Annotated in this window: 21 protein-coding genes and 1 pseudogene; 13 read left to right on the top strand and 9 right to left on the bottom strand. The window is 56.3% G+C overall.

Features of this window, described 5'->3' with window-relative positions:
* Positions 1-126 precede the first annotated feature (126 nt).
* The 4 genes and pseudogenes from A3K90_RS06905 to A3K90_RS06890 all read right to left on the bottom strand — a co-directional run bounded on the left by A3K90_RS06905 (position 127) and on the right by A3K90_RS06890 (position 4,702).
* Positions 127-1,736 (bottom strand): annotated as a pseudogene (locus A3K90_RS06905) (sigma 54-interacting transcriptional regulator).
* A gap of 18 nt (positions 1,737-1,754) precedes the next feature.
* Positions 1,755-2,912 carry a homocitrate synthase gene (locus A3K90_RS06900; protein ID WP_303681846.1) on the bottom strand — a complete coding sequence of 386 codons (1,158 nt, stop codon included), beginning with the start codon at positions 2,910-2,912 and terminating at the stop codon, positions 1,755-1,757.
* Between the two features lie 210 nt (positions 2,913-3,122).
* Positions 3,123-3,665 (bottom strand): hypoxanthine phosphoribosyltransferase, encoded by a 543-nt coding sequence (hpt, locus tag A3K90_RS06895; protein WP_303681845.1) that lies wholly within the window; start codon positions 3,663-3,665, stop codon positions 3,123-3,125.
* A gap of 11 nt (positions 3,666-3,676) precedes the next feature.
* Positions 3,677-4,702: an adenosine deaminase gene (locus A3K90_RS06890; RefSeq protein WP_303681843.1), complete on the bottom strand. Its 1,026-nt coding sequence runs from the start codon at positions 4,700-4,702 to the stop codon at positions 3,677-3,679.
* Positions 4,703-4,888: 186 nt separating this feature from the next.
* On the opposite strand from A3K90_RS06890, the gene A3K90_RS06885 reads away from it, so the two are divergent.
* From A3K90_RS06885 to corA, 3 genes are read left to right on the top strand one after another with little or no spacing between them, the layout of a single operon-like run.
* On the top strand, positions 4,889-6,079 hold the full coding sequence (locus A3K90_RS06885; protein ID WP_303681842.1) for an acetate/propionate family kinase: 1,191 nt from the start codon (positions 4,889-4,891) through the stop codon (positions 6,077-6,079).
* A 26-nt stretch (positions 6,080-6,105) separates the two neighbouring features.
* On the top strand, positions 6,106-8,535 hold the full coding sequence (locus tag A3K90_RS06880) for a phosphoketolase (protein ID WP_303681840.1): 2,430 nt from the start codon (positions 6,106-6,108) through the stop codon (positions 8,533-8,535).
* 56 nt (positions 8,536-8,591) lie between these two features.
* Positions 8,592-9,659 (top strand): magnesium/cobalt transporter CorA, encoded by a 1,068-nt coding sequence (gene corA, locus A3K90_RS06875; RefSeq protein ID WP_303681839.1) that lies wholly within the window; start codon positions 8,592-8,594, stop codon positions 9,657-9,659.
* 16 nt (positions 9,660-9,675) lie between these two features.
* On the opposite strand, the gene A3K90_RS06870 is transcribed toward corA, so the two are convergent.
* Positions 9,676-10,155 (bottom strand): YqhA family protein, encoded by a 480-nt coding sequence (locus A3K90_RS06870; RefSeq protein WP_303681838.1) that lies wholly within the window; start codon positions 10,153-10,155, stop codon positions 9,676-9,678.
* Positions 10,156-10,306: 151 nt separating this feature from the next.
* On the opposite strand from A3K90_RS06870, the gene A3K90_RS06865 reads away from it, so the two are divergent.
* Positions 10,307-10,831 (top strand): CIA30 family protein, encoded by a 525-nt coding sequence (locus tag A3K90_RS06865; RefSeq protein WP_303681837.1) that lies wholly within the window; start codon positions 10,307-10,309, stop codon positions 10,829-10,831.
* Here the strand turns inward: A3K90_RS06865 and hisF are convergent.
* Positions 10,821-11,576, bottom strand: coding sequence for an imidazole glycerol phosphate synthase subunit HisF (hisF, locus tag A3K90_RS06860; protein ID WP_303681836.1), 756 nt, complete (start codon positions 11,574-11,576; stop codon positions 10,821-10,823). The two genes, A3K90_RS06865 and hisF, sit on opposite strands and share 11 nt — an antisense overlap.
* Positions 11,577-11,721: 145 nt before the next feature.
* On the opposite strand from hisF, the gene A3K90_RS06855 reads away from it, so the two are divergent.
* From A3K90_RS06855 to A3K90_RS06830, 6 genes are all read left to right on the top strand, one after another.
* Positions 11,722-12,075: a hypothetical protein gene (locus A3K90_RS06855; protein WP_303681835.1), complete on the top strand. Its 354-nt coding sequence runs from the start codon at positions 11,722-11,724 to the stop codon at positions 12,073-12,075.
* Positions 12,076-12,091: 16 nt separating this feature from the next.
* Positions 12,092-13,144 (top strand): NAD(P)/FAD-dependent oxidoreductase, encoded by a 1,053-nt coding sequence (locus tag A3K90_RS06850; protein ID WP_303681834.1) that lies wholly within the window; start codon positions 12,092-12,094, stop codon positions 13,142-13,144.
* On the top strand, positions 13,137-14,006 hold the full coding sequence (locus A3K90_RS06845) for a 1,4-dihydroxy-2-naphthoate polyprenyltransferase (protein ID WP_303681832.1): 870 nt from the start codon (positions 13,137-13,139) through the stop codon (positions 14,004-14,006). The genes A3K90_RS06850 and A3K90_RS06845 overlap by 8 nt, the downstream gene beginning before the upstream one ends.
* 16 nt (positions 14,007-14,022) lie before the next feature.
* Positions 14,023-14,910 (top strand): carbon-nitrogen hydrolase, encoded by an 888-nt coding sequence (locus A3K90_RS06840; RefSeq protein WP_303681831.1) that lies wholly within the window; start codon positions 14,023-14,025, stop codon positions 14,908-14,910.
* Positions 14,911-15,001: 91 nt separating this feature from the next.
* A complete protein-coding gene (locus A3K90_RS06835; RefSeq protein WP_303681968.1) occupies positions 15,002-16,252 on the top strand; it encodes a M48 family metallopeptidase in 1,251 nt (416 codons plus the stop codon).
* 32 nt (positions 16,253-16,284) lie between these two features.
* Complete coding sequence (locus A3K90_RS06830) at positions 16,285-17,337, top strand: agmatine/peptidylarginine deiminase (protein ID WP_303681830.1); 1,053 nt, start codon at positions 16,285-16,287, stop codon at positions 17,335-17,337.
* Positions 17,338-17,929: 592 nt separating this feature from the next.
* Here A3K90_RS06830 and mdh read toward each other — a convergent pair.
* From mdh to rplU, 3 genes are all read right to left on the bottom strand, one after another.
* On the bottom strand, positions 17,930-18,865 hold the full coding sequence (mdh, locus tag A3K90_RS06825) for a malate dehydrogenase (RefSeq protein WP_303681828.1): 936 nt from the start codon (positions 18,863-18,865) through the stop codon (positions 17,930-17,932).
* Positions 18,866-19,199: 334 nt separating this feature from the next.
* Positions 19,200-19,454: a 50S ribosomal protein L27 gene (gene rpmA, locus A3K90_RS06820; RefSeq protein WP_011358238.1), complete on the bottom strand. Its 255-nt coding sequence runs from the start codon at positions 19,452-19,454 to the stop codon at positions 19,200-19,202.
* Between the two features lie 39 nt (positions 19,455-19,493).
* Entirely contained in the window at positions 19,494-19,784 is a 291-nt protein-coding gene (gene rplU / locus A3K90_RS06815) for a 50S ribosomal protein L21 (protein WP_303681826.1), read from the bottom strand.
* A gap of 396 nt (positions 19,785-20,180) precedes the next feature.
* On the opposite strand from rplU, the gene A3K90_RS06810 reads away from it, so the two are divergent.
* The 3 genes from A3K90_RS06810 (at position 20,181) to A3K90_RS06800 (ending at position 25,435) form a co-directional block, all read left to right on the top strand.
* Positions 20,181-21,254 (top strand): HD domain-containing phosphohydrolase, encoded by a 1,074-nt coding sequence (locus A3K90_RS06810; protein WP_303681825.1) that lies wholly within the window; start codon positions 20,181-20,183, stop codon positions 21,252-21,254.
* A 139-nt stretch (positions 21,255-21,393) separates the two neighbouring features.
* Entirely contained in the window at positions 21,394-24,012 is a 2,619-nt protein-coding gene (gene mutS / locus A3K90_RS06805) for a DNA mismatch repair protein MutS (protein ID WP_303681823.1), read from the top strand.
* On the top strand, positions 23,999-25,435 hold the full coding sequence (locus A3K90_RS06800; protein ID WP_303681821.1) for a radical SAM protein: 1,437 nt from the start codon (positions 23,999-24,001) through the stop codon (positions 25,433-25,435). Before mutS ends, A3K90_RS06800 begins: the two co-directional genes overlap by 14 nt.

Here is a 25,435-nt window from a genome sequence, read left to right as displayed (position 1 = left end):
GAAGGCGTGGTTTGCAGGTCGGGAATCTGCCGGTGTCCTTGACGGGCCGGGATGGAGGTGTGAGCAGGAAGTGTGGGCTATGAAAGATGCGTCAATGGATTTTTCCTACAGTAATGTAGGAAAATGTCAGGGGCGGAATTTCCGGTAATCGATTCTGAATTTCCTGACCCGGAGGCCGATGATGCGCTCCGACAGGCCGAGTTCGGCGGCCGCCCGGGACATGTTTCCCTTGGTGCTTTTCAGTGCTTCGATGATCATCTCTTTTTCGATGGCCTCAAGTTTCTGCTGTAGCGAGCCGGTGCAGGGCGTACCGCTTGATTCGGCGGTCTGCAGGCTTGGCGGGAGGTGGTAGCCGTGGATGACGTTGTCTTCGCTGAGGATGACGGCGCGTTCGATGCAGTTCTCCAGCTCGCGCACGTTGCCGGGCCAGTGGTAGCGCATCAGCATGTCGATGGAGGTCGTCGATATCCGCCGTACCCCCTTCTGGTTCATGGTGTTGTATTTTTCGACGAAATAGTCGGCCAGCAGCAGAATGTCCGTTTTCCTCTCCCGCAGGGGCGGGACGGTAATCGGGAAGATGTTGAGGCGGTAGTAGAGGTCCTCGCGGAAGAGTCCGTCTATGATGAGGGCTTCGAGGTTGCGGTTCGTTGCTGCAATGACCCTGACATCGGCCTTGATGGTTTTCGATCCACCGACCCGTTCGAACTCCTTTTCCTGCAGGATTCTGAGGAGCTTGGCCTGGATGGGAAGGCTGAGTTCCCCGATTTCATCAAGGAAGATTGTGCCGGCGGAGGCCAGTTCGAAGCGGCCCTGACGTGTCGATGAGGCTCCGGTAAAGGCTCCTTTTTCGTGCCCGAACAGTTCGCTCTCTACGATGCTTTCGGGAAGTGCGGCACAGTTGAACTTGATGAAGGGTTTCGTGGAGCGGCGGCTTTTGAAGTGGATGGCGCTGGCGACGAGCTCTTTTCCGACGCCGCTTTCACCGAGGATGAGCGTGGTGGCGCTGGTGGCGGCGATCTTGTCGATCATGCGGAACAGGCTGAGCATCGGCTTGGTGTTGCCAAGGATGTTTTTCGGTCGCAATTCCTCCGGGATGCCCTCTTCGTCCCGGGGTTCCTCCGCGGGAATGGATGGCGGGTGGAACTGCTCGCGCCGGTCGCTCTCGCTGGCAAGCTGGCGGAGTCGCACGGCCTGGGAGATCATGGCTGCAATGATGGAGAGCTGGTCGACGTGGTGCTGCAGGAGGTCGGCTGCCTCGTTTGTCCTTTTTTTGTTTTTTTCCCGCTCTCTTCGTCGGGGTGCGAGAGCCTTCGGTCGGCGCTGAGGGTCCCGATGATTTCGTTGCCGGAGCGGATGGGGATGCAGATGAAGCAGAGGCCTTCTTTGCGCTCCTTTTCCCTGGAACGGGTCCTGTCAAGGAACAGTGGCTCGTCGCTGATGTCGGGGACGATGACGCTGCGCCCTGTCTTGACGACATTGCCTATGATGCCCTCCCCGACCTGGTAGTGCCCGCGCTCCTTTTCCTGTTCGGTGAGTCCGAAGGACTGACTGATGATGATTTCGGCGGTGTCGCGGTTGAGGATGGTGATCATCCCGCGGAGCATGTTCATGTGCTCCGACATGATGAAGAGTACGAGCGTCAGTACTTTGCTGATGTCGTTTTCGCTGGTGACGGTCCTTCCGACCTCCGCAAGCAGACTGATGCTTCTGTTTTCCTGTTCCTGTGGTATCAGCATGATCTCTCCTGTGGCTCTTCAGTTCTCCGGGGTGAGCTGGTGGTAAATGGTTTCAAGTTCGGAGGGAAGAAGCGAGCGCTTGTTTTTCGTTGAGCTCTTGCGCACTTCGCCAAGCAGGCTGGCGGCTTCTGCTGCCGAGAGGATGATGCCCTTCTTCTGGAAAAAGTCTTTCAGTGAGGCGCTGCCGGAGTGTTTGCCGATGATGAGTTCATGCTCCGGCATGCCGGCTATGGCCGGCATGAACGGCTGATACGAGAGCGGGTCCTTGAGAAGGGCTGCACAGTGTATGCCGGATTCATGCTGGAACGCAGCCTTTCCTACGACTGGCTTCTGGGGCTCGATGGCGCGGCCTGAGGCTCTGGCGACGGTGTCGCAGAGTGCGGTGAGTTTTGTGGTATCAATGCCGGTGGGGCGCGTTCCTGAGAGTTTGAGGGCGATGGCCAGTTCCTCGAGTGCGGCGTTGCCTGCCCGCTCACCGAGGCCGGACACGGAAACGCTGACGGCACCACAACCGGCTTCTATGGCTGTGTATGCGTTGGCTGTCGCCATGCCGAGGTCGTTGTGCGCATGGAACTCGAGTATCGGGCTTTCCGTAATCTGGATCCTGTCAAGGAGGCTGCAGATGGAGAGGGGGGTGGCTACGCCGACTGTGTCGGCTATCCTGACCCGCTCGGCGCCCACCTTTCCGGCATCGGCGATAAACTCTCGCAGCATCTCGGGAGGGGTGCGTGTCGCATCCTGGGCGCCGACGCTGACGAAGCGGAAGTACCGTTTCGCCCTCGATGCCAGTTCTCCGAGCTGGTCCTGCACCCACGGGTAGTCGCGCCCCATGAGCTGGAGGTAGAGAGGTGAGAGCGGGAAGCTGATATGAACGGCCTCGACTCCGCTGCGGCATACGGCTTCGATGTCATCCCATTTCGCCCTGGCCCATCCGGTAAGCCGGAGAGGGAGGTGCATGCCGGCAATGCTTCTGATGACAGCTTCTTCATCGCGGCTGATTGCCGGATATCCGACTTCAAGTTCATCGACACCTGCATCGGCCAGCATGAGGGCAATCTCTGTTTTTTCGGTATCACTGAACACCACGCCCGGGGCCTGTTCTCCATCGCGTAACGTGGTGTCGATGATCCATGGCCTCGTAATGCTTCCGGGGTTTTTGATTGTCGGAGTGATCATCTTCCTGTCCCGTTGTGCGGCCGCTGCCGAATCCCAGTTATTTAGATCTATATGATTGTGTCCCTAAAAAAGTAAGGAATTTTTGATTAAATAAAATAAATATTCAGACATTTATGTGATTTTTGTTGCATTGGCGGGTGTAAGGCGCCAGTCTCCGGAGCTTCTTCGGTGTGGCGGGACCTGGTCCGTTATGCGGGTGCCGGCAGGAGATCAGTCCTCAAGTATCGCGAGGTAGGGGAGTTCGCGAAAGCGTTCATTCCAGTCTATGCCATAGCCGATGAGGAACCGGTCGGGCACCTTGAAGCCGATATGGTCGATCCTGGCCGGGTGGATGCGGGCGGCGGGTTTGTCAAGAAGGGTGCAGATGCGGATTGAGGCGGGTTTCAGGGCTTTAAATGCTTCGGAGATTTTCAGTATGGTCAGCCCTGTATCGACGATGTCCTCTATGATGAGGACGTTCTTTCCTCCTATAGCAAGATCGTGGTCGAGGGCGACATTGCCCGAAGATTTGGTGCCGGACCCATAGCTTGAAGCCGATATGAACTGGATGGTGCAGGGGATGGTGATGGCGCGCACAAGGTCTGCGGCGAAGATGAACGCGCCCTTCATGACCGCGACGACGGCAAGCGGGTTTTCAGTGGTTGCTCCAGGGTACTCTTCCGAAATGGCGGAGCCCAGTTCGGCTACCCGCCTTGCGATTGCTTCAGCGGTTATGAAGGCGGCGGGACGGGGGGCTGGAGTGTTGGCTGTCATCGGTATCGGGTTCAGTTGCCGGGCGCAGGGCGTCTGGCATAGTCGGCCAGTTCAAGAAGATGGATTTTTTTCTGCACGATGCTGAGCATGGAAGCGTTGAAGGAATTCTCGGCAAGCCGGACGATGTCGCTGAACGAAAGCTCGAGGGCTTCGGCGGCCGCGGTGAAGTTTTCATTGACATATCCACCGAAATACGCTGGGTCGTCGGAGTTGAGGGTTACATGGAGCCCTTTTTCAAGCATTGCTTTGAGGTTGTGTTCCTGCATGTTCCCGAAAACCCGCAGTTTCACATTCGAGAGGGGGCAGACGGTGAGCGGCACGGCGCGGCGTACCAGTTCCTCGACAAGAGCAGGGTCGTCCATGCAGCGAACCCCGTGGTCTATGCGGTCGACATGCAGAAGATCCAGTGTTTCCTTTACTGACGCCGCAGTCCCCTCCTCCCCGGCGTGAGCTGTCAGAAGGAACCCCTCCCGGCGGGCTTCCCGGTAAAGGTTGCGGAACTTTGAGGGGGGATTGCCCCGTTCCGATGAGTCAAGGCCGATGCCCGTTATCCAGCGTTTCCAACGGGTGGCCTCGTGCAGCATTGCCATGCCTTCCTGTTCGCTGAGGTGCCGGAGGATGCACATGATCAGCCGGGTGGAGATGCCGAGCTGTCGATGGGCTTGGGTGCAGGCTTGTTCCATACCCCGGAGCACTGTTGCAAATGCGATTCCCCTCGCCGTGTGGGCCTGGGGGTCGAAAAAGATTTCCGCGTGGCGGACATTCTGGGATGCAGCTTTTTCAAGGTAGGCAAGCGTCAGATCGTAAAAGTCCTCTTCGGTGACGAGGACCTCAGTCGAGCGGTAGTAGATATCGAGAAAAGACTGAAGGTCGTTGAACCGGTATGCTTTTTCAGCCGTTTCGACGTCGGGGAAGGGCTGTGGCTGCCGGTTCCGTTCGGCCAGTCTGAGCATCATTGCTGGTTCAAGCGTTCCTTCGATGTGCAGGTGGAGTTCCGCTTTGGGAAGTCCGGCGATGAAGCAGGAAAGTGTCGTCATGGCCAGTCTGTATCGGGATTAAAGAGCATATTGCAATATACGCAAATCTCCACTCGAGGGGGATTGCCAACGGGTTGCATTTTTTCGGTCATGTAACCTGCCGCTGTTCTCTCTCTATCCGATTTATGCCGTTCTTTCCGTAGTTTTCCACTTGTGCCGTTCGGGTGAGACCAATGCATTGTGCCGATGAAAAACTTTCCTGTCAACATTCTTGTCTTCAATGCGGGTTCCTCAAGCATCAAGTTTGCGCTGTATGCATCGGGAGCTCCACTGCAGTCGATCTATGCCGGTGCACTGACGAGGATCGGCTCTTCCGGAGGCACCTTCAAGGTCCGTCGTATCGGGGTTCCCTCTCCAGAGGGCGAACCAGGCGGGGCAACGAGCCATGAAGAGGCGTTCCGCCGGATTTTTTCCTGGATCCTGTCCAGTGATGCTCCGAGGCCGGACGTCATCGGACATCGCCTGGTGCACGGCGGTCCGCTCTATGCGGATCCTGCCCTCGTCACCCCGGAGCTGTTGGCCGATATTGACCGGCTGGTTCCCTATGCACCCGAACATCTTCCTCCTGCTCTCAAAGGGGTGGCGCTTGCCGCCGAGCTGATGGCCGGTGTGCCGCAGGTTGCCTGTTTTGATACCGCATTCCACCGCTTTATGCCTGAAGTGGCGCGGATGTACGCCCTTCCGGAACCGGTCAGGCGGCAGGGCGTGCAGCGCTACGGGTTCCACGGCCTTTCCTACCAGTACCTGCTTGGCGAGCTTCGCCGGATGGGCGAGCGGAGTGCAGAGCAGGGACGGATCGTCCTTGCCCATCTCGGCCACGGGGCCAGCATGGCTGCCGTGAAGGACGCAAAGAGCGTTGAGACGACCATGGGGTTCTCTCCGGCCGGAGGGCTCGTAATGAGCACACGGACAGGGGACCTGGACCCGGGGGTGATGCTCTTTCTTCTTGAAGAGGCGGGGATGTCTCCAGGTGAGGTCAAGGATCTGGTAAACCGCCGTTCCGGCCTGCTCGGGGTTTCGGCGGCGAGCGACGACATGCGGGACCTGCTCGAGCTTGAATCATCCGTTCCAGAGGCCCGGCTGGCCGTGGACCTGTTCTGTTATCAGGCAAGAAAACATCTGGGCTCGCTGGTTGCTGTGCTTGGCGGGCTTGACCTTCTGGTGTTTACGGGCGGGATCGGAGAGCATGCTCCAGTCATCCGAAGCCGGATCTGCAGCGGACTTGGGTGCATGGGCATTGTTCTGGACGAGCGAAGGAACCGGGAAAATGATGCGGTGATATCCGCCGACACCGCCGGAGCGTTGATACGGGTCATGCAGACGGATGAGGAGCAGATGATTGCCCGCGAGGCATTGCGGCTTGCGATATTACGCTAACCGATACAGAAGATGGAGATGAACCGATGAATACAAAGGATGCCGCGATTGAAAGGGACGGGACGAAGAAGGCGCTCACGGCGCCAGAAGTCGATGGTCTCAACGCCTACTGGAGGGCGGCCAACTATCTTTCCGTGGGGCAGATCTACCTGCTCGAAAACCCGCTTCTCCTTGAAGCGCTCGCTCCGGAGCATGTGAAGCCGCGACTGCTTGGCCACTGGGGGACGACACCGGGGCAGAATTTCATCTATGTGCACCTGAACCGGGTGATACGCCTCCGCGACCTCAATATGATCTATATTTCCGGTCCCGGTCATGGTGGTCCTGCGGTGCTGGCCAACGTTTGGCTGGAGGGTACATACAGTGAGTATTACCCGGCAGTTTCGGAAAATGAGGCTGGCATGAAAATGCTGTTCCGTCAGTTTTCCTTTCCGGGCGGTGTTCCGAGCCATGTGGCACCCGAGACGCCGGGTTCCATCCATGAAGGCGGAGAGCTGGGCTATTCGCTTTCGCATGCCTACGGTGCAGCCTTCGATAATCCGGATCTCATCGTTGCCGCTGTCATCGGCGATGGTGAGGCTGAAACAGGTCCGCTCTCTACGTCCTGGCACTCGAACAAGTTCCTCAACCCCCGCCGTGACGGGGCGGTACTGCCGATTCTCCATCTGAACGGTTACAAGATCGCCAGCCCGTCGGTGCTTGCCCGCCTCCCGCATGATGAGCTTGAGGGTCTTATGATGGGATACGGCTACAGGCCACGCTTCGTCGAGGGCTCGGATCCTTTGGATATGCACCAGAAAATGGCTGCGGCAATGGATGCCTGCCTTGATGAAATTGGGGATATTCAACGAGCAGCCCGTAGCGGAGGCGTGTCGACGCGGCCGCTCTGGCCGATGATTGTGCTCCGTTCACCAAAAGGGTGGAGTGGGCCGAAGGAAGTCAATGGCAAAAAGGTCGAGGATTTCTGGCGTTCGCATCAGGTCCCGTTGGCTGAGGTTCGTACGAACCCGGAACATCTGCAGTTGCTTGAGGAGTGGATGCGGAGCTACAGGCCTGAAGAGCTTTTTACTTCATCGGGTGCTCTCCGGCCGGAACTGAAGGCACTGGCGCCGAAGGGAAAGCGGCGGATGGGTGACAACCCGCACGCCAATGGCGGTCTGCTTTTGAGAGATCTTTTGATGCCTGATTTTCGTGACTTCGCCGTGCCTGTACCCGCCCCCGGCGCGGTAGAGGCAGAGGCTACAAGGGTTGCGGGCATGTTCCTTCGCGATGTCATGAAAGAGAATATGGCTGAAGCAAATTTCCGGGTTTTCGGGCCTGACGAGACGGCCTCGAACCGTCTTGGTTCACTGTTTGAGGTTACCGACAGGATCTGGATGGATGAGGTCATGGAGTATGACGAGCATCTGGCGCCGGACGGGCGCGTCATGGAGATTCTCTCGGAGCATACCTGCCAGGGGTGGCTGGAGGGATACCTTCTGACGGGCAGGCACGGGTTCTTTTCCTGTTATGAGGCGTTCATCCACATTATTGATTCGATGTTCAACCAGCATGCCAAGTGGCTGAAAGTATGCAAGAAGGAAATCCCTTGGCGGCGGCCGATTGCTTCGCTCAACTATCTGCTCACCTCGCACGTATGGCGCCAGGATCATAATGGGTTCTCCCATCAGGACCCCGGATTCATCGACCATGTAGTCAACAAGAAGGCCGATGTGATCCGCGTCTACCTGCCGCCTGATGCCAATACCCTGCTTTCGGTCATTGACCACTGCCTCCGTTCGCGTGATTACGTCAACGTCATTGTCGCCGGCAAACAGCCGTCCTGGCAGTGGCTCGACATGGATGCGGCGGTCCGTCACTGCACCTGCGGCATCGGCATCTGGGAGTGGGCGTCCAGCGATACCCGGGACGGCGACCCTGACGTGGTGATGGCTTGTGCTGGTGACGTTCCAACCCTTGAGACCCTTGCGGCAGTCGACATCCTCAGGGAGAAAATCCCGGATCTCAAGATCAGGGTCGTCAACATCGTCAACCTCATGACCCTGCAACCTCCGGAGGAGCATCCCCATGGCCTGAAGGACCGGGATTTCGATGACATTTTCACCATTGACCGACCGATCATTTTCGCCTATCACGGCTACCCGTGGCTCATCCACCGGTTGACCTACCGCCGAACCAACCATAACAACCTTCATGTGCGTGGCTACAAGGAGGAGGGGACCACGAGCACGCCGTTTGACATGGTCGTACGCAACGATCTCGACCGGTTCCATCTGGTGGCCGACGTGGTGGAACGGGTGCCGCGGCTTCGCCAGAAGGCGGCTTATGTGAAGCAGTATGTGCGAGACATGCTTATCGCCCATGAAGAGTATATACGAACCCACGGTGAAGACATGCCCGAAGTCCGGAACTGGCAGTGGACACGTCCCCTGAAACCCTCAACCGACGGCTTATGAAACATGTTCAAAAAAAAAGGCGTCATTCAGACAGATCCACTGCCGGCCGCAGGCCGATGAAAAAAGTGATGGGCAGTATTGCCGGTACCGTCGGTACGGCTCCGGGCTCTCTGGTCCATACCGGCGGGAGGAAAATGCAGGATCCGGTGATCACCGTGTTCAGCTACAACTCGGAGTCCGTCCGGCGTGCCACCCCCGGGACCATCCGGGAGGCCATGGCGCTCCGTCGGGAGGGCGAGGTATTCTGGGTGAACATCGATGGGCTGCACGATGTCGGGCTGGTTGAGGAGGCCGGCACGCTCTTTGGTCTTCATCCCCTGACACTTGAAGATATCCTGCATACCCTGCAGCGGCCGAAAATCGAGGATTTCGATCGCTATCTCTTTCTTGTGCTCAAGACGCTGGAGTTTGAGGGTGAGGAGCGTGATGTGGTGGAAGAGCAGCTGGGGCTGGTTATCGGAGACGGGTGTGTCCTGAGTTTCCGCGAACAGCCCGGCCGGCTGTATAGTGCGCTCTATGAACGCCTGGAAAACCCCGGCACCAATGTCCGGAAAAAGGGTGCGGATTATCTGGCTTATGCCATCGTTGACTCGGTAGTTGACAGTTACTTCACGGTTCTCGAGCAGTTTGAGAACCGGATTGAAACGTTGGATGACGAACTGACCGATACGGTCGGTAGTGGATCGCTGCCTGCGATGTACTCCCTCAAAAAAGAGCTGATTCTCCTGCGCAAGTCGGTCTGGCCTCTTCGTGAAATCATCAACAGTATCGGCCGCGACCGGTACCGGGTGATTGACGACGATGCGACCCGGCCGTTCTTCAGGGATATCCTCGACAATATCGTGCTGGTCATCGAGACTGTGGAGACGTATCGAGACATCGTCATCGGGATGTATGACACGTGGCTTGCCATCGCCAACAACCGGATGAATGAGATCATGAAGGTGCTTACTATCATCGCCACTGTCTTCATGCCGTTATCCTTCATTGCCGGCGTCTACGGCATGAACTTCCGCTACATGCCCGAGCTGGGATGGCAGTGGGGTTACTTCGGGGTCCTCGGGCTCATGGGCTCGATTTTCATCGGCATGATCGTCTTTTTCAGGACGAGGAAGTGGTTTTAGGGCAGGCGTGTGTCCTTCAGGGTTTTATGTCCTTCTTTTTTTTCTGCCCGTTGAAGAGGCTCAGGCTGGCGATTACTGCTCCGATGGCGCCTCCCAGATAGAGAATCTCGCTTTCTTCATGCCACGTTACCGTATGGCCGAGGAATACTACCGCCATCACGACCACAATCACTCCGACCAGCTTGGTCTTGAGGTCGTCAAGGGTATGGATCTGCAGCCATTCGGGCATGGGGACGGTGTCGTCGATGAACAGCTCGTAGAGGCCGAGCGCCATGATGTAGAGGGCCGTTGCGACAAGAAACAGATCAGCGTTCTCGATAAAACCGAGTACCAGGTTTTTTCCTCCTTTCGGTGAAATCGTGCCCGAAGAGAGGGTGTCGATGATGATGCTTCCTACCGAGATGGTTCCATAGACGAGAAGGGTAAGGGTGGCGGCAAACAGTGATGCGACGGCTATGAGCACAAGGTAGCGGGAGGCGGATAGTATACGGTGCATTTGGGGATCGTTTGGTGGCGGTTCGCAGTTGTTAGTCCTGTGAAAATACAAATGTGTACGGTACTATTCCTATGGATGTTTCCTCGCAGGGCATGCCGGGGTTTCTGCCTTGAGCCCGGTATCCGTTTCAATAACGTAAATCAGCAATTGCATGCAGGAGAGCTTAATTTGCGATTTCACAAATCCGAAATGCCTGAAATGGCACAGCGTGGACGATGAAGTGATGGGTGGGGTTTCAGAGAGCCGCTTCCATCGAGGCGATGATGGGGCGGGCGTGTTCGAGGGGGTGCTCTCAACCCGCAACAGCGGAGGGTTCGCTTCGGCCCGTACGTTCCTTGAAAAGAGGGACTTTTCCGGTTTTGAGGGGATCCGTCTCCTTGTGAAAGGAGACGGGCGTGATTACAGTTTCCGGATCCGTAACGATGACCGGTATGACGGTATCGTATACCGTAGCGATTTCCAGACGGTTGAGGGCGTGTGGCAGGAGGTCGATCTGCCATTCAATGCGTTTACGGCATCATTCCGCGGGAGGGTGATTGAGGATGCTGCACCCCTCGACCTTGCTTCGATAGTGCAGATCGGAGTGCTTATTTCGAAGGAGCAGACCGGAGCGTTCCGTCTTGAGATGAAGTCTATCCGGGCATACAGCCGAATGGAAGATGCCCTCAAAGCCTGACGGTTATGCCCCGGTCCCGAAGGTACTGTTTGGCCTCGCGGATGGAGTGCTGCCGGAAATGGAAAATAGATGCGGCAAGGGCTGCATCGGCGTGACCTTTTGTGAAGCCGTCATAGAGGTGCTCAAGGGATCCGGCCCCGCCTGAGGCAATGACGGGAATGTGCACTGCGGTGGAGATGAGGGCGAGGCTGTCGTTGTCGTAACCCTCCTTTGTGCCGTCACGGTCCATGCTCGTCAGCAGGATTTCCCCGGCGCCGAGTTCCTGTACTTTCAGCGCCCATTCAAGTGCCTCATACGCTGTTGGTTGTTTGCCCGAATGGGTGTGTACAATGTAGCGGCCGTTTACTTTCTTGATGTCAATGGCCACCACAACCGCCTGCGACCCGTATTTTTCTGCGATGCGCGAGATCAGTTCCGGTTCCTTGACGGCAGCAGTATTGACCGATACCTTGTCTGCCCCGTGGAGAAAGACCTCCCGGGCCCTTTCCACCGAGTTGATTCCGCCACCGACGGTGAGCGGGATGAACACTTCTCCGGAAACTTTCAACACTTCCTCCAACGTTGTTCTGCGTGATTCCAGCGAAGCGGAAATGTCAAGGAAGACCAGTTCGTCGGCCAGTTCGTTATTGTAGAAACGCGCCTGCTCGAGAATTGAGCCCGCATCCCTCAGTCCCTCGAAATTGATTCCCTTTACAACCCTGCCGTCGCGCACATCAAGGCAGGGGATGATACGTTTTGCCAGCATCCCTTGAAAAACTCCAGAATCTGTTGAATGAAGACTGCCGGCAGGAAAACCCCGGTGATGGAGGCCTGTGACAGTAAAAAAAGCAATGTAAATATTATATTTGCTGGCACCCAATCCAGCTGAAGAAAAATGAAAGAACCCCGTTATGAAATTTCCTGTCTGTGATTTTGCCGAACCTGTAGAGGGTTTTTACTCTCAGTGCGCCTCCTGCCCTATTGCGGCGGGTACTCCCGGCTGTGCACTTCTGGAGCTTGATGACGGCAACTATGAGTTTGTGGGCGAAACTCCTCACGGCGGAGTACGTGCAGTTTTTTATTTCAGGGACAACGCCGGCAACCAGGTCCCGAAGCGGGATGCCGAACATGTCGAAATCCACGAACTGGATGAAGGGGAGCATCTGATCACCATCCTCTACGGGATGGTTGATCCGGAAGGAATGATCTATCTGAAAAAATCCCGAACCGGCGGTTCGGGAGATGCCGGTGCAGCAAATCAGTAACCCGGGCTTCATCCCAATGACACCACACAGCGTTTCTCCCGACGGCATACTGGACCTCACCATCATCGGTGGGGGACCTACGGGCATTTTCGCCGCATTCCAGTGCGGTATGAACAACATCAGCTGCAGAATCATCGAAAGCATGCCGCAGCTCGGCGGACAGCTTTCGGCCCTGTACCCTGAAAAGCACATCTACGATGTCGCCGGTTTCCCTGAAGTTCCCGCCGCCGGCCTTGTCGACAGCCTCTGGCAGCAGACCGGACGGTACGGGCCAGAGGTGATTCTCTCGGAAACGGTGGCCAGCTACAGAAAACTCGAAAATGGCGATTTCGAGGTCATGACCGCCTCCGGCAGGAGCTTTGTCTCCAGGGCTCTTTTGCTTGCCGCGGGGCTTGGCGCATTTTCACCGCGGAAGCTCCCGCAGCTCGGTGATATTTCGCCGCTTGAAGACCGCTCGGTTTTTTACGCTGTGAAAAACGTCGCGGATTTCCGTGACAAGAACGTGGTTATCGTCGGCGGCGGCGATTCGGCTCTCGACTGGACGGTCGGGCTCATGGGTGTGGCCAGGAAGGTGACCCTTGTACACCGCATGCATGAATTCCAGGGCCACGGCAAGACCGCCCGCGAAGTCGACGAAGCCAAAGACTCGGGAGCGATAGACGTTCATCTGAGCACTGAAGTCAGTGCAATAGACCGCAATGGCGAGACCCTTGAGGCTGTGCATCTCAAGAGGAGAGACGGCAGCACCTCGCGTGTCGAGGCGGATCGGCTGCTCCTGCTCATCGGGTTCAAATCCAATCTCGGCCCTTTGGCCGAGTGGGGGCTCGAGTTGGTCGACAACGCGGTTCTCGTTGACGGGCACATGAAAACCTCCGTCGACGGGCTCTATGCCGCCGGAGATATTGCCTCTTATCCCGGAAAACTGAAGATTATCCAGACCGGTCTGAGCGATGCGGCCATGGCAGTTCGCCACAGCCTTACCTACATCAAACCCGGCGAGAAGATCCGCCACACCTTCAGCAGCGTCAAGATGGCCAAAGAAAAAAAGAGTGAGGGTCAGAATGCATGAAGCATGGCTCCTTGCCATCCGCCCTAAAACCCTTCCTGCAGGGGCTGTTCCGGTGGTTGTCGGCACAGCCATGGCGGCAGCCGATGGGGTTTTCTCTCCCATTCCTGCCTTCATCGCCCTCATCTGCGCACTTGGTATCCAGATTGCCACCAATTTCATCAACGAAATCTATGATTTCCGTAAGGGGGCAGATACCGCCGAACGGCTTGGTCCGACAAGGACTGTGGCTGCCGGCCTGATAGCTGAAAAAACCATGATCAGGGTCTCCATCGGGCTTCTCTCGGCAGTTTTTCTGCTCGGACTGTATCTGGTCGTCCTTGCAGGATGGCCCATCCTGCTTGTCGGCCTCCTCTCGATGCTGTTTGCCTGGGCCTATACAGGAGGCCCTCGTCCGATTGCCTATTCCGGACTCGGCGACCTGTTCGTGTTCATCTTTTTCGGTCTTGTCGCCGTTGGCGGCACCTATTATGTGCAGGCATTCTCACTTTCCCTGCCGGTGCTTATTGCTGCGGTAGCTCCCGGTGCATTTTCGGTCAACATTCTGCTCTGCAACAACATCCGCGACATCGATACCGACCGGGGTGTCGGGAAGATGACACTGCCGGCAAGGATCGGCGCCCGCTGGGCCAGACGTCTTTACCTTACCCTGACTGTGGTTGCATACCTTGTTCCATTCGCCCTCATCGGGTTTGGATATTCTTTGTGGCCGCTACTTGCGCTCTTCTCCATTCCTCTTGCCGTCACGATGGTCCGGGCTCTCTATAGGAGCGAAGGGCGGGAATTGAACGCAGTTCTTGCCGGTACAGGGAAGCTTATGACCATTTACGGCGCACTGTTCTCCGCGGGTATTCTCATCCATTAACCGAGCCCCTCTTTCTATGAGCTCAGATATCGTCACCATCGCCCTCGTGCAGTCCTCCTGCACAGCCGATTCAAAGGAAAACATCCAGAAAGCAACCGCAGGGATACGCGAGGCTGCCGCTCGAGGAGCGCAGATAATCTGCACTCAGGAACTCTTCACCTCGCTCTATTTCTGCCAGACGGAGGAGTATGATCCTTTTCTTCTAGCCGAGCCTGTCCCGGGACCGACGACCGCTATGCTTCAGGACCTGGCACGCGAACTCAAGGTGGTGATCATCGCTTCGCTGTTCGAAAAGCGTGCCCGCGGGCTTTATCACAACACTGCTGCGGTAATCGATGCCGACGGCAGCCTGCTTGGTCGGTATCGCAAGATGCACATTCCCGACGACCCGGGATTTTATGAGAAGTTCTATTTTACCCCCGGTGACCTCGGATACAAGGTGTTCCGGACCCGGTATGCAGATGTCGGTGTTCTCATATGCTGGGACCAGTGGTATCCTGAGGCAGCCCGCCTGACGGCGCTGAAGGGTGCTGAAATCATCTTCTATCCGACGGCCATCGGCTGGGCGGCCGGCGAGGGTTCAGAAGAAGTGCGCAGCTCGCAGCTTGCGGCATGGAAAACCATCCAGCAGTCCCACTCGGTCGCCAACGGCGTTTTTGTTGCCGCTGCCAACAGGGTCGGGTGCGAAGGGGACCTGGAGTTCTGGGGGCACAGCTTTGTCAGCGGGCCCTTCGGCACCATCGAGGCTGAAGCTCCGGCAGGAACGGAAACAGTTCTTTTGGCAGCGTGCGACCGCAGCCGGATCGGCCATTACCGGTCGCACTGGCCGTTTCTGCGCGACCGGCGCATTGAAACCTACGGGGAGCTCCAGAAACGGTTCATTGACGAAGACTGCAATGAATGATTGCATGACGATTGAATGACGATTGAATGACGATTGAATGCACTGGCCAATAACGAGTGAGTATCAAGTGAATCATATGTTTCCTATCCCGATGAATGTGTTCGGCTCAGTAGTTCTTTTCACGCTCTTTACCACCTTCCTCATCAGGCTGGTATCAGAACTGCTTAATCTCAAGGCCTCCCGTGCGGGTCTTCCTTCTGAATTCGACGGTATTTTCGACGAGGAGGCTTACCTGAAGTCCCAGGCCTACCTTCGTGCATCAACCACCCTTTCGCTCTATAGTGGTGCCGTTGACCTGCTGCTGCTTCTTGCGTTCTGGTTTTCCGGTGGGTTCAACCTCCTTGATCAGTTCCTGCGGGGGTTCGCCTTCGGTGCCATCCCGACCGGAGTCCTCTACATCGGCTCTCTCATGCTGCTTCAGTCGCTCCTTTCCCTTCCGTTCAGCATATATAAGACGTTTGTCATTGAAGAGCGATATGGCTTCAACAGGACGACACCCAGGGTATTTGTTTCCGATATGCTTAAAACCCTCCTGCTTTCGGTCCTCATCGGCGGTCCCGTCATTGCCGCCCTTCTGTGGTTTTTCGAGGCGGCGGGTCCGATGGCGTGGCTTCCTGCCTGGGGCGCCCTGACTGCATTCAGCCTGCTGCTGCAGTATGTGGCTCCAACTTGGATCATGCCCCTCTTCAATCGTTTCGTGCCTCTTGAGGACGGAGAACTGAAGGAGGCAATCACCAGCTATGCCAAAGGTGTAGAGTTCCCTCTTGAGGGCATCTATGTGATTGACGGCTCGAAACGCTCTGCCCGCTCAAATGCTTTTTTTACAGGATTCGGCAAGCGGAAGCGTATTGCCCTTTTCGATACCCTCGTCAACGCCCATACGGTTGATGAGCTGGTTGCAGTTCTGGCTCATGAAATCGGTCATTTCCGGAAAAAGCACATTCTCATCAGCATGGCTCTCAGCATCCTGAACCTCGGAGTCCTCTTTTTCCTTCTCTCGCTGTTCCTCCTCAACCCTCAGCTCTTCGATGCATTCTACATGCAGGACCTCTCCGTCTATGGCAGTCTGGTCTTTTTCATGCTGCTGTACAGCCCGGTTGAGTTCATTCTTTCGATATTCCTGCAGGTGCTCTCGCGCCGGCACGAGTATCAGGCCGACCGGTTTGCCGTCTCCACGTTCTCCCGCGGGGAGGCACTCATTGACGCGCTCCGGAAGCTGTCGCGCAGCAACCTTTCCAATCTCACGCCCCATCCGTTCCACGTCTTCATGACCTATTCGCACCCACCTGTCATGCAGCGGATCGGAAGAATCAGGGAGTATCTTCTGCACCCGGACAGGTAAAAATCCTTCAACCCTCATCATTTTCTCTACTCATGGCTGAACCGCAGTATGTCATGCCCGCTGAATGGGCTCCGCACGAGGCAACCTGGCTCTCCTGGCCGCACAAGCTTGAGTCATGGCCCGGGAAGTTTGAGCCGGTCCCTGCCGTTTTTGTTGAACTTGCCGCCTGGCTGAGTTCATCTGAAGATGTGCATATCAATGTGCTTGACCTGAAGATGGAGGAGGAGGTGCGTGCACTGCTTCTGGCATCCGCTCACCCCTGTCTCAACATGGAACGGGTATTTCTGCACCGGATTCCGACCAATGATGCCTGGTGCCGGGATCATGGGCCGAACTTCGTTTATCGTACCAGTGCGGATAAGAAGGAAAAGGTCATCCTTGACTGGGAGTACAACGCGTGGGGCGGGAAATATGAGCCGTACGACGACGACAATGCCGTTCCGTCCCGGATAGCCGCCATCAGCCGTACACCGCTGGAATCAACCGGTATGGTGCTTGAGGGCGGGGCGATTGATGTCAACGGAGAGGGGCTGCTCCTGACCACCGAGGCGTGCCTGCTCAACGCCAACCGCAACCCCACCATGAGCCGGGAGGATATCGAGCGGGAGCTCGGGCGCTGGCTCGGCATCAAGAAAGTACTCTGGCTCGGTGACGGGATCGCAGGCGACGATACAGACGGCCACGTTGACGATATGGCGCGCTTCGTCAGCAATAACACGGTGGTCATTGCTGTGGAGGATGATCCTGAAGATGAAAATTACATGCCGCTTCAAAAGAACTATGAGCTCCTCAAGGGGTATACCGATCTCGGGGGCGAGCCGCTACGGGTCGTAAAGCTGCCTATGCCGGATCCCGTCTACTATGAGGGCGAACGACTTCCGGCCAGCTATGCCAACTTCTACATTGCCAACAGCGTGGTTCTTGTTCCCGTTTACCGGTGTGAAAAGGACGCAGAGGCGCTTGGGATCCTCCGCGGTTGTTTTCCTGATCGGCAGGTGGTCGGCATCGACTGCAGCGACCTGATATGGGGGCTCGGGGCCATACATTGCGTTAGCCACGAGGAACCGGCTGATCCTGAAGCTTGATTTCCCTGCGGCCGGCGCGCCTGGCCGCTAAGCTCCATCATTGTTCTGCTACAGCTGTGTCAATACAGAACATGATGTACTGTTTTGACTCTCTCCTGCCTGCCGACGCCAAACATCCTCTTATTCATCATTAAGCTGCGTTTTCCCCGGCAACTCCCTGTATGCAGGGGGATGCCGGCATTGGGCATATTATTTTTGAAGGGCGACCACTCTTTGGCACGGCAGTTGCATATAAGAGGTATGCACATGAAACTCCTCACGCCCGTGGGGTTGAACAGGTGTAATGGGGGACACCTGTTCGAAAAAAAGCGGCTGAAAGGCCGCTTTTTTTTTATCCCCTTGATGCGACTGCAGCTATCCCGGGTATGGAACAGGGTCGTCTCATAATGAATCAGGCAGGTAATGATACGTAAGGATACTATGCAAAGAACCGTTGATTTTCGGGCGTTGGCACGGCAGTTGCATATAAAAAGTATATACACGAAACTCCTCACTCCCGTGAGGTGGAGCAGGTGTAATGGGGGACACCTGTTCAAAAAAAAGCGGCCGAAAGGCCGCTTTTTTTTTTCAATCAATGGGAGGGGCGGTATGCTCAGCCAAGAAGCAGTGCATCAAGGTTTCTGCAGTTCTGCTCCACAATGGCTGCCGACTGCTGCAGCGCCTTGAGTTCGTCCTCAGAGAGGTTGATTTCCAGAATCTGCTCCACGCCTTTTCTGCCGAGTTTGACCGGGGCGCCGCAGAATACGTTCTGGATGCCGAACTGGCCTTTAAGGCATGTGGTGCAAGGGAGGATGCGCTTGCGGTCCTTTACGATCGACTCGATCATCTCAACAGCTGATGCGGCGGGGGCGTAGAATGCAGAGCCGGTTTTCAGATGGTTGACGATTTCAATGCCGCCGTTCTTGGTGCGTTCGACAATCGCATTGATTTTGTCCATCGACATCAGTTCGGTGATCGGGATGCCGGCAACATTGGTGTACTTGACAACAGGTACCATTGAGTCGCCATGGCCGCCGAGCACGAATGCGTTGATGTCCTGCATGGAAACCTGCAGCTCTTCGGCAATAAAGCTCCTGAAACGGGCCGTATCGAGTACGCCTGCCATGCCGATGACCCGCTCCTCGGGAAGTCCGCTGACCTGACGGGCTACGTAGGTCATGACGTCGAGCGGATTCGATACCATGATGAGGATCGGATTCTTCGAGTACTGCATCACCTGGCTGGTGACCTCCTTGATGATCGTCGCGTTTTTCTGCAGCAGGTCTTCGCGGCTCATGCCGGGCTTTCGGGCCAGGCCGGCAGTGATGAGTATAATGTCGGAATCTGCGGAATCACGGTAATCGTTGGAACCCGATACCCTGGTGTCGAACAGTGCCACCGGTCCGGATTCATACATGTCAAGTGCCTTGCCCTGGGGAATGCCTTCTACGATATCAATCAGCACGACCTCTCTTGCCAGCTGTTTCTCTGCAATGCGAAGCGCTGCGGTTGCGCCAACATTGCCGGCTCCTATAACGGTTATTTTCATAAAGCGGTCAGTTTAAATGGTGTAATGTATTGATCTCGACCGGACATCCGGCGGAGGATATTGATAAGCCATCCGGAGGCGTTCGCTACCGAGGCGGAACCTTCACTTGGGTACTTCGTGCACGATATGTGCACTCCGTTTACAGCTACAGTTCTGCTGGAGGGGCTGCTGCCCCGTGGTCTTTCAATGTCCCCTGATTGCCGTGCCCGGGCACTCCTGAAAATCTGTGTCTCTCCCTGTCGTCGACGGGGAGGACCCGGGATTTCATAAAAAAAGCCGTCTTAAGATAAGACGGCTATAAAGAAATATAACCTTATTTTATGGCAAGCCAAACTCAGGAAGGAAGGATATCGACCTGTTTCTTGTTGTTTCGGCCGTTGCGGAATGTTACGACTCCGTCAACAAGAGAGAAGATGGTGTGGTCTCGACCGATGCCGGCATTGGTTCCGGGCTTGATGACGGTGCCTCTCTGGCGGAGGATGATGGTTCCTGCCGAGACGGTCGATCCGCCGGCGGCCTTTACGCCAAGGTATTTCGGGTTGCTGTCACGGCCGTTTTTCGTTGATCCGCCGCCTTTTTTATGAGCCATGGGAAAAAAATTATCGTTAGAAAACCTTTGCTGCCTTTCTTAAATGGAAACCACCTCGATCTGGGTCATCTGCTGGCGATGGCCGTTGCGTGACTGGTAGCGTTTCCGGCGTTTTTTCTTGAACACCACGACCTTGTCGTCCTTGACATGGCCAAGGACTTTCGCCTTGACGCTTCCTGCAGGATTGAGGACGGTGTTTGCTCCGTCGATCGTCGCCATGGAATTGATCTCCATGGTGTCGCCGATGGCGGTCTGTTGTCTGGGAACAAAAAGGGTGTCACCCTTTTTTACCAGATACTGCTTGTCAGAAATCTCGATCAGCGCCTGCATCTTGCTCGTATTAAGTGTATTGATGATAAAGGTCTCAAATATAGTATTCCCTGGCTCAAAATCAAACATTGAACTGATAAATTATTCCATGCCGGCCATAAGGGGGCGGGGGGCGCATGCAGAACCTTGCAGAATCCATTTTTCCGGGTGTCCCTCACCTGTTCCTTTCAAAGGACCTATCATATTGTCGGAATGAGGGCGCTTTCCGTCGGTATTGTCATCATGCCTCAAAGCTGTGGTTCCTGCTCTGTCGACGCCATAATGCGGAGACCGGGTTGCATCTGGGGTGCGTCGTGCCGGGCAGTGCACCCGGAAGAAACCGTGCCGAGGTGGAGGCATAAATACGTACATTCCTATCCGTCCGCATCTTCTCTATTTTGAACCGGCAGGGGCAGTATGGGCAAAGAAAAGCAAACCCTACAGGGCATTGATTCCTCCCCGGGTTCGGCAGGCCGGGACGACAGCGTTCGAAAAGAGTGGCTCGATGAGAAGCAGAATCCGTTCTACCGGAGGGTATTCGAGGAGGCCCAGACGGGCATTCTTATCCTCAGCCATCCTGAAGGGTGTATAGAGGATGCCAATCCGTTTCTTTTGCATCTGCTCGGCGGCAATATGGATGGCCTGAAAGGGAAGACCATTGCAGAGGCGGGTCTGGTCATGGATGAGCAGTCGAAGAATGTGATCAAAAGCTTCGCCCGGGTGATGACCTCCCATCAGGACGCACTGACGCTGCATACCTATAAAGGAGCTGTCATTACTGTCGAATGCGCAAGCAGGGTATTCAGTGTCGGCAGCAGGCGTTTCATCCAGTGCAATTTCAGCGATATCAGCAGCAGCAGGGAGCACGAGGAGCGGCTTCGGCTTTCAACTGCAACTGTTCTCATGAGCATGCAGGAGGTTGTTGAAACGCTGACGCGCATCATCGAATCCCGGGATGCCTATACCGTGGGGCATCAGGCCAGAGTTTCAGACCTCTCTGTAGCCATAGCCTATGAACTCGGCGTGAATGAAAATGCAATCAATGGCCTCAGGATTTCGTCGCTCGTCCATGATATCGGAAAAATTTCGATCCCACCACCACTTCTGACCAAGTCGGCGCCGCTCTCTTCTGTAGAACTTGAGATGCTGCACAACCATGTCAATACCGGATACGAATTTCTCAAAGGACTCCAGTTTCCCTGGCCCGTAGCAGACATCCTTTGCCAGCACCATGAGCGGCTTGACGGGAGCGGCTATCCCAAGGGGCTGAAAGATGGCGACATCTTCCTTGAGGCCCGTATCATAGCCGTTGCCGATACGCTTGAAGCAATGGCTTCAGATCGTCCTTACCGTGAAGCGCTTGGCATAGATGCAGCACTTGCCTTCATCGAGGAGGAAAAAGAGCGGCTTTACGATCCAGCTGTCGTTGATGCTGCCGTAAGGCTCTTCCGTGAAAAAAACTACTGTTTCCCTGACCCTCCGGCTGCCTGAAAGCCATCTTTCCGGTATGCTCCAGACCCGGGGCGCGCTTGGCGCAGCGTTTGTATATTTTGCACCGCGGCTGTAGTTTCCCTGTTCCGGATGCCGTTCCGGAACACAAGCCTCCTCTCAACTGCTGACAGAGATCCCTATGGCCGGAAAAAAGGGTGGTGGTGCCACAGAGCACTCCCCGATGATGCGACAGTACCTTGAGGTCAAGGAGCGCTATCCGGACTATCTTCTCCTTTTCAGGGTCGGTGACTTCTATGAGACATTTTTCGATGATGCCTGCACTATCTCCTCAGCGGTCAACATCGTCCTGACCCGCCGTTCGAACGGTGCTGCCGCCGACGTTCCGATGGCGGGTTTTCCCCATCATGCCAGCGAAGGCTACATCGCCAAGCTTGTCCGAAAGGGCTTCAAGGTGGCGGTCTGCGATCAGGTCGAGGATCCCGCCATGGCCAAGGGTATTGTTCGACGCGAAGTCACCGATATTGTAACCCCCGGCGTTACTTACAGCGACAGCATTCTTGATGACTGCCGCAACAATTACCTCTGTGCCGCCGCTTTCCTCAAGGACGGCCGTCGTAAGCTTACGGGTGTTGCTTATGTCGACGTGACGACGGCGGAGTTCAGGATTGCCACCGTCCTCTCGGAGTCGCTCGGTGACTTCATCCGCTCTCTCCATCCCTCTGAACTGCTGGTGCCGCAGTCGGAAAAAGGGAATATGGAAGCCCTGCTGAAAGGGAGCACGGGGATTCTCCTCACCGGCCTTGATGACTGGATGTTTGGTGAGGAGCATGCAGGAGAGGTGCTCTCGCGGCAGTTCCGAACCCATTCGCTCAAAGGCTTCGGCATCGAGGGCAATCGTGCCGGACGGGTTGCGGCGGGCGTCATTCTCCAGTACCTCGAGGAAACCCGGCAGGGCAGGCTTCAGTATATCACCCGGATTGCAGAGACGCAGGATGGGGAGTTCATGATGCTGGATCTGCAGACCAAGCGGAACCTCGAAATCATCTCTTCGATGCAGGACGGATCGCTGAACGGCAGTCTTCTCCAGGTCATCGACCGCACCTCCAATCCGATGGGCGGCCGCCTCATACGCCGCTGGCTGCAGCGACCGCTCCTCAGCGCGGAGCGTATACGGATGCGCCACGATGCCGTCGAGGAACTGCTCTGCGAGCGCCGTCGGCGCGGTTCGCTCGACGAACTGCTTTCGGGCATCAATGACCTTGAGCGCTCACTTGCGCGCATTGCCACCTTCCGCACTTCTCCCCGTGAGGTGCTCCAGTTCGGCCGCTCGCTTTCGGCTGTGCCGGGCCTGCGCGCTCTTGCCGGCGAGTGCTCATCGGGAAGACTCCGCACCCTTGCCACCGAACTGGAGGACGTTGGTGAGCTGACCGACGCTGTCGAGCGGGCGATCGATCCCGAATGTGGAGCTTCCATGCGTGACGGGGGGTACTTCAGAGCGGGCTACAACCACGAACTTGATGAACTTCGCAGCATCTCTTCAACGGCCAAAGACCGGCTGATGGAAATTCAGCAGGAGGAGCGCCTGCGGACCGGCATTTCCTCACTCAAGGTTCAGTTCAACCGGGTTTTCGGTTACTATATCGAGATCAGCCGTGCGAACATCGACAAGGTTCCTGCTTTTTATGAAAAGAAACAGACCCTCGTCAACGCCGAGCGATACACCATTCCGGCTCTGAAAGAGTATGAGGAGAAGATCCTTCATGCCGAGGAGAAAAGCCTCCGGCTTGAAGCCGACCTGTTCCACGAGCTGTGTGCCATGATTGCCGGCCATGCTTCGGTGGTTCAAAAGAACGCTGCGGTGATTGCAGAGCTGGACTGCCTCCGCTCCTATGCCGTTGCAGCTGAAGAGTACGGATACACGAAGCCGGAGATTGACGAAAGCCGCAATCTCAGGATACTGGGCGGCCGCCATCCGGTGCTTGAGCTGCTGCTGAGCCCCGATGACCCCTTCGTCAAGAACGACTGCGTATTTGATGACAGTCAGCGGATGCTGATGATTACGGGTCCGAACATGGCGGGAAAGAGTTCGTACCTGCGACAGGCTGGACTCATCGTCCTGCTTGCCCAGGCAGGGAGTTTCGTGCCGGCCGAATCGGCCGAAATCGGCCTTGTCGACCGGATTTTTACCCGGGTCGGTGCTTCCGACAATCTTGCCTCCGGAGAAAGCACCTTCCTTGTGGAGATGAATGAGGCGGCAAGCATTCTGAACAACGCCACAGCTTCGAGCCTCATCCTGCTCGATGAGATTGGTCGCGGTACCAGCACGTTCGATGGTATGTCGATTGCCTGGGCCATGAGCGAGTATATCGCCGAAACGATATGTGCCCGTACGCTCTTTGCAACACATTATCACGAACTTGCCGAGCTTGAAGAGCGGCTTCCGGGAGTGGTGAACTACAATGCCACCGTCATTGAAAGCGCTGACAGCGTGATTTTTCTTCGCAAGATCGTCAGAGGCTCCACCGACAACAGCTACGGAATCGAGGTTGCCCGGATGGCCGGTATGCCCCGGGAAGTGATTGACCGCGCACGCCAGATCATGGCCGGCCTCGAAAAACACGACGTTGCTGTTCCTGCCGCCCCCGCTGTTCGCGAAAGCATGCAGATAAACCTGTTCGATGCTGTTGAATCCCGTCTGCAGGCGGCTATTGAAGCCATCGACATCGATCGGCTTACACCCATCGACGCCCTGCTTGAACTCAAAAAGCTCCAGGGCTATCTCAATGCCAGACGCTGATAAATCCGTACTCCTGGTTTTTATCCAGGCCGATAGCGGAGTTGATGGAGCCTCCCTCCTCGGTGAGGCTTCCCACTCGACAGATCTTTTTTCATCGCTCAAAGACACTCTTTTCAGCGGCATCATCCGTCGGGCGCAGTTCGCCATTCCGCCACTTTCACTAATGATCCTCGGCTCCGTGAAAGTAGATGGCGTCCGTCAGGAGTACTGTGATCTGCGTTTTGAGCGCTTTCCAGCCGATCGGCACTGGGATCTCGTCGGCATCAGCGTGCAGACCGGTGCGGTGCGCCCTGCCTTTGAACTTGCCGCCGCCTTGAGGCATCGTGGAGTGAAAGTGGTGCTCGGCGGCCCCTACGTCACCCTCTTTGCGGAGCGGTGCCGGGAGCATGCCGACGTTCTGGTATGCGGCGAAGCAGACGACCTCTGGCGTGAGGTACTCCTGGACCTCCGGAAGGATGCATTAAGGGCTGAATACCGCCAGGAAACGCCGCCCGACCTCTCGCTTTCCCGTCCTGTCAGTAAATCCATACTCGACATTAAGAGCTATTTCACGACCAATGTGGTTCAGACCACCCGTGGCTGTCCATACAGTTGCGACTTCTGTACCGTGCATGTGATGAACGGTCACCGCCTGCGCCACCGTCCGGTGAAGGATGTTCAGAGGGAGGTAGAGGGTTTCTTGAAGGAAGACCGGCGGATATTCTTTTTTCTCGACGACACCATCAACGCAGATGAGCGCTATGCCCGGGAACTGTTCAAGGGGCTGATTCCCCTTGGCATCCGGTGGGTCGGCCAGTCTACCACCGCGCTCGGGGAGAACCCCGCTCTGCTTGAAGTGTTTGCGCGTTCCGGTTGCGGTGCGCTTCTCGTCGGCATTGAAAGCATCGGCGACGGCAGCAACCACGCCCACCATAAGTTCCATAATCCGGCTTCCCGTCAGGTGGCTTCAATCAAGGCGATACGGGAAGCCGGGATCTGTGTCTACGGCAGTTTTATCTATGGCCTTGACGGTGACACACTGGATATGCCGCGCCGTATCGAGGAGTTCATCGAAGAGACGGGGGTTGATGTTCCGGGCATCAACCTCCTGCGGCCGATCCCAGGAACGGATCTATTCACCCGACTTGCCGGTGAGCGGCGACTGCTGCATGATCCGGTGAATCACGACGCCTTCAGGTTCTCATGGGGTCAGGAGATGCTGTACCGGCCGAAGGCTGTTCCGATCGAGTCCTTCATCCCCTCATACGCCGGGCTTACGAAGAGGGTGTTTACGGTGGCAAACGCCCTGAAGCGTGCTGCCGCAGCACCAACCCTCCGGGCTTCCGTTCTCTCCTTCAATCTGCTTTATGTGCATCTGTACGGCCTTTCACGCCGTGATCTTTATCGCCAGCTGGCCACCCTTGCTGGATCCGGGGAAGGGTAG

Source organism: Pelodictyon luteolum, from assembly GCF_001622165.1.
Taxonomy (GTDB): Bacteria; Bacteroidota; Chlorobiia; order Chlorobiales; family Chlorobiaceae; genus Chlorobium; species Chlorobium luteolum_B.
Note: the sequence above shows the minus strand (reverse complement) of the source record. Positions and strands in the feature narration are given on the sequence as shown.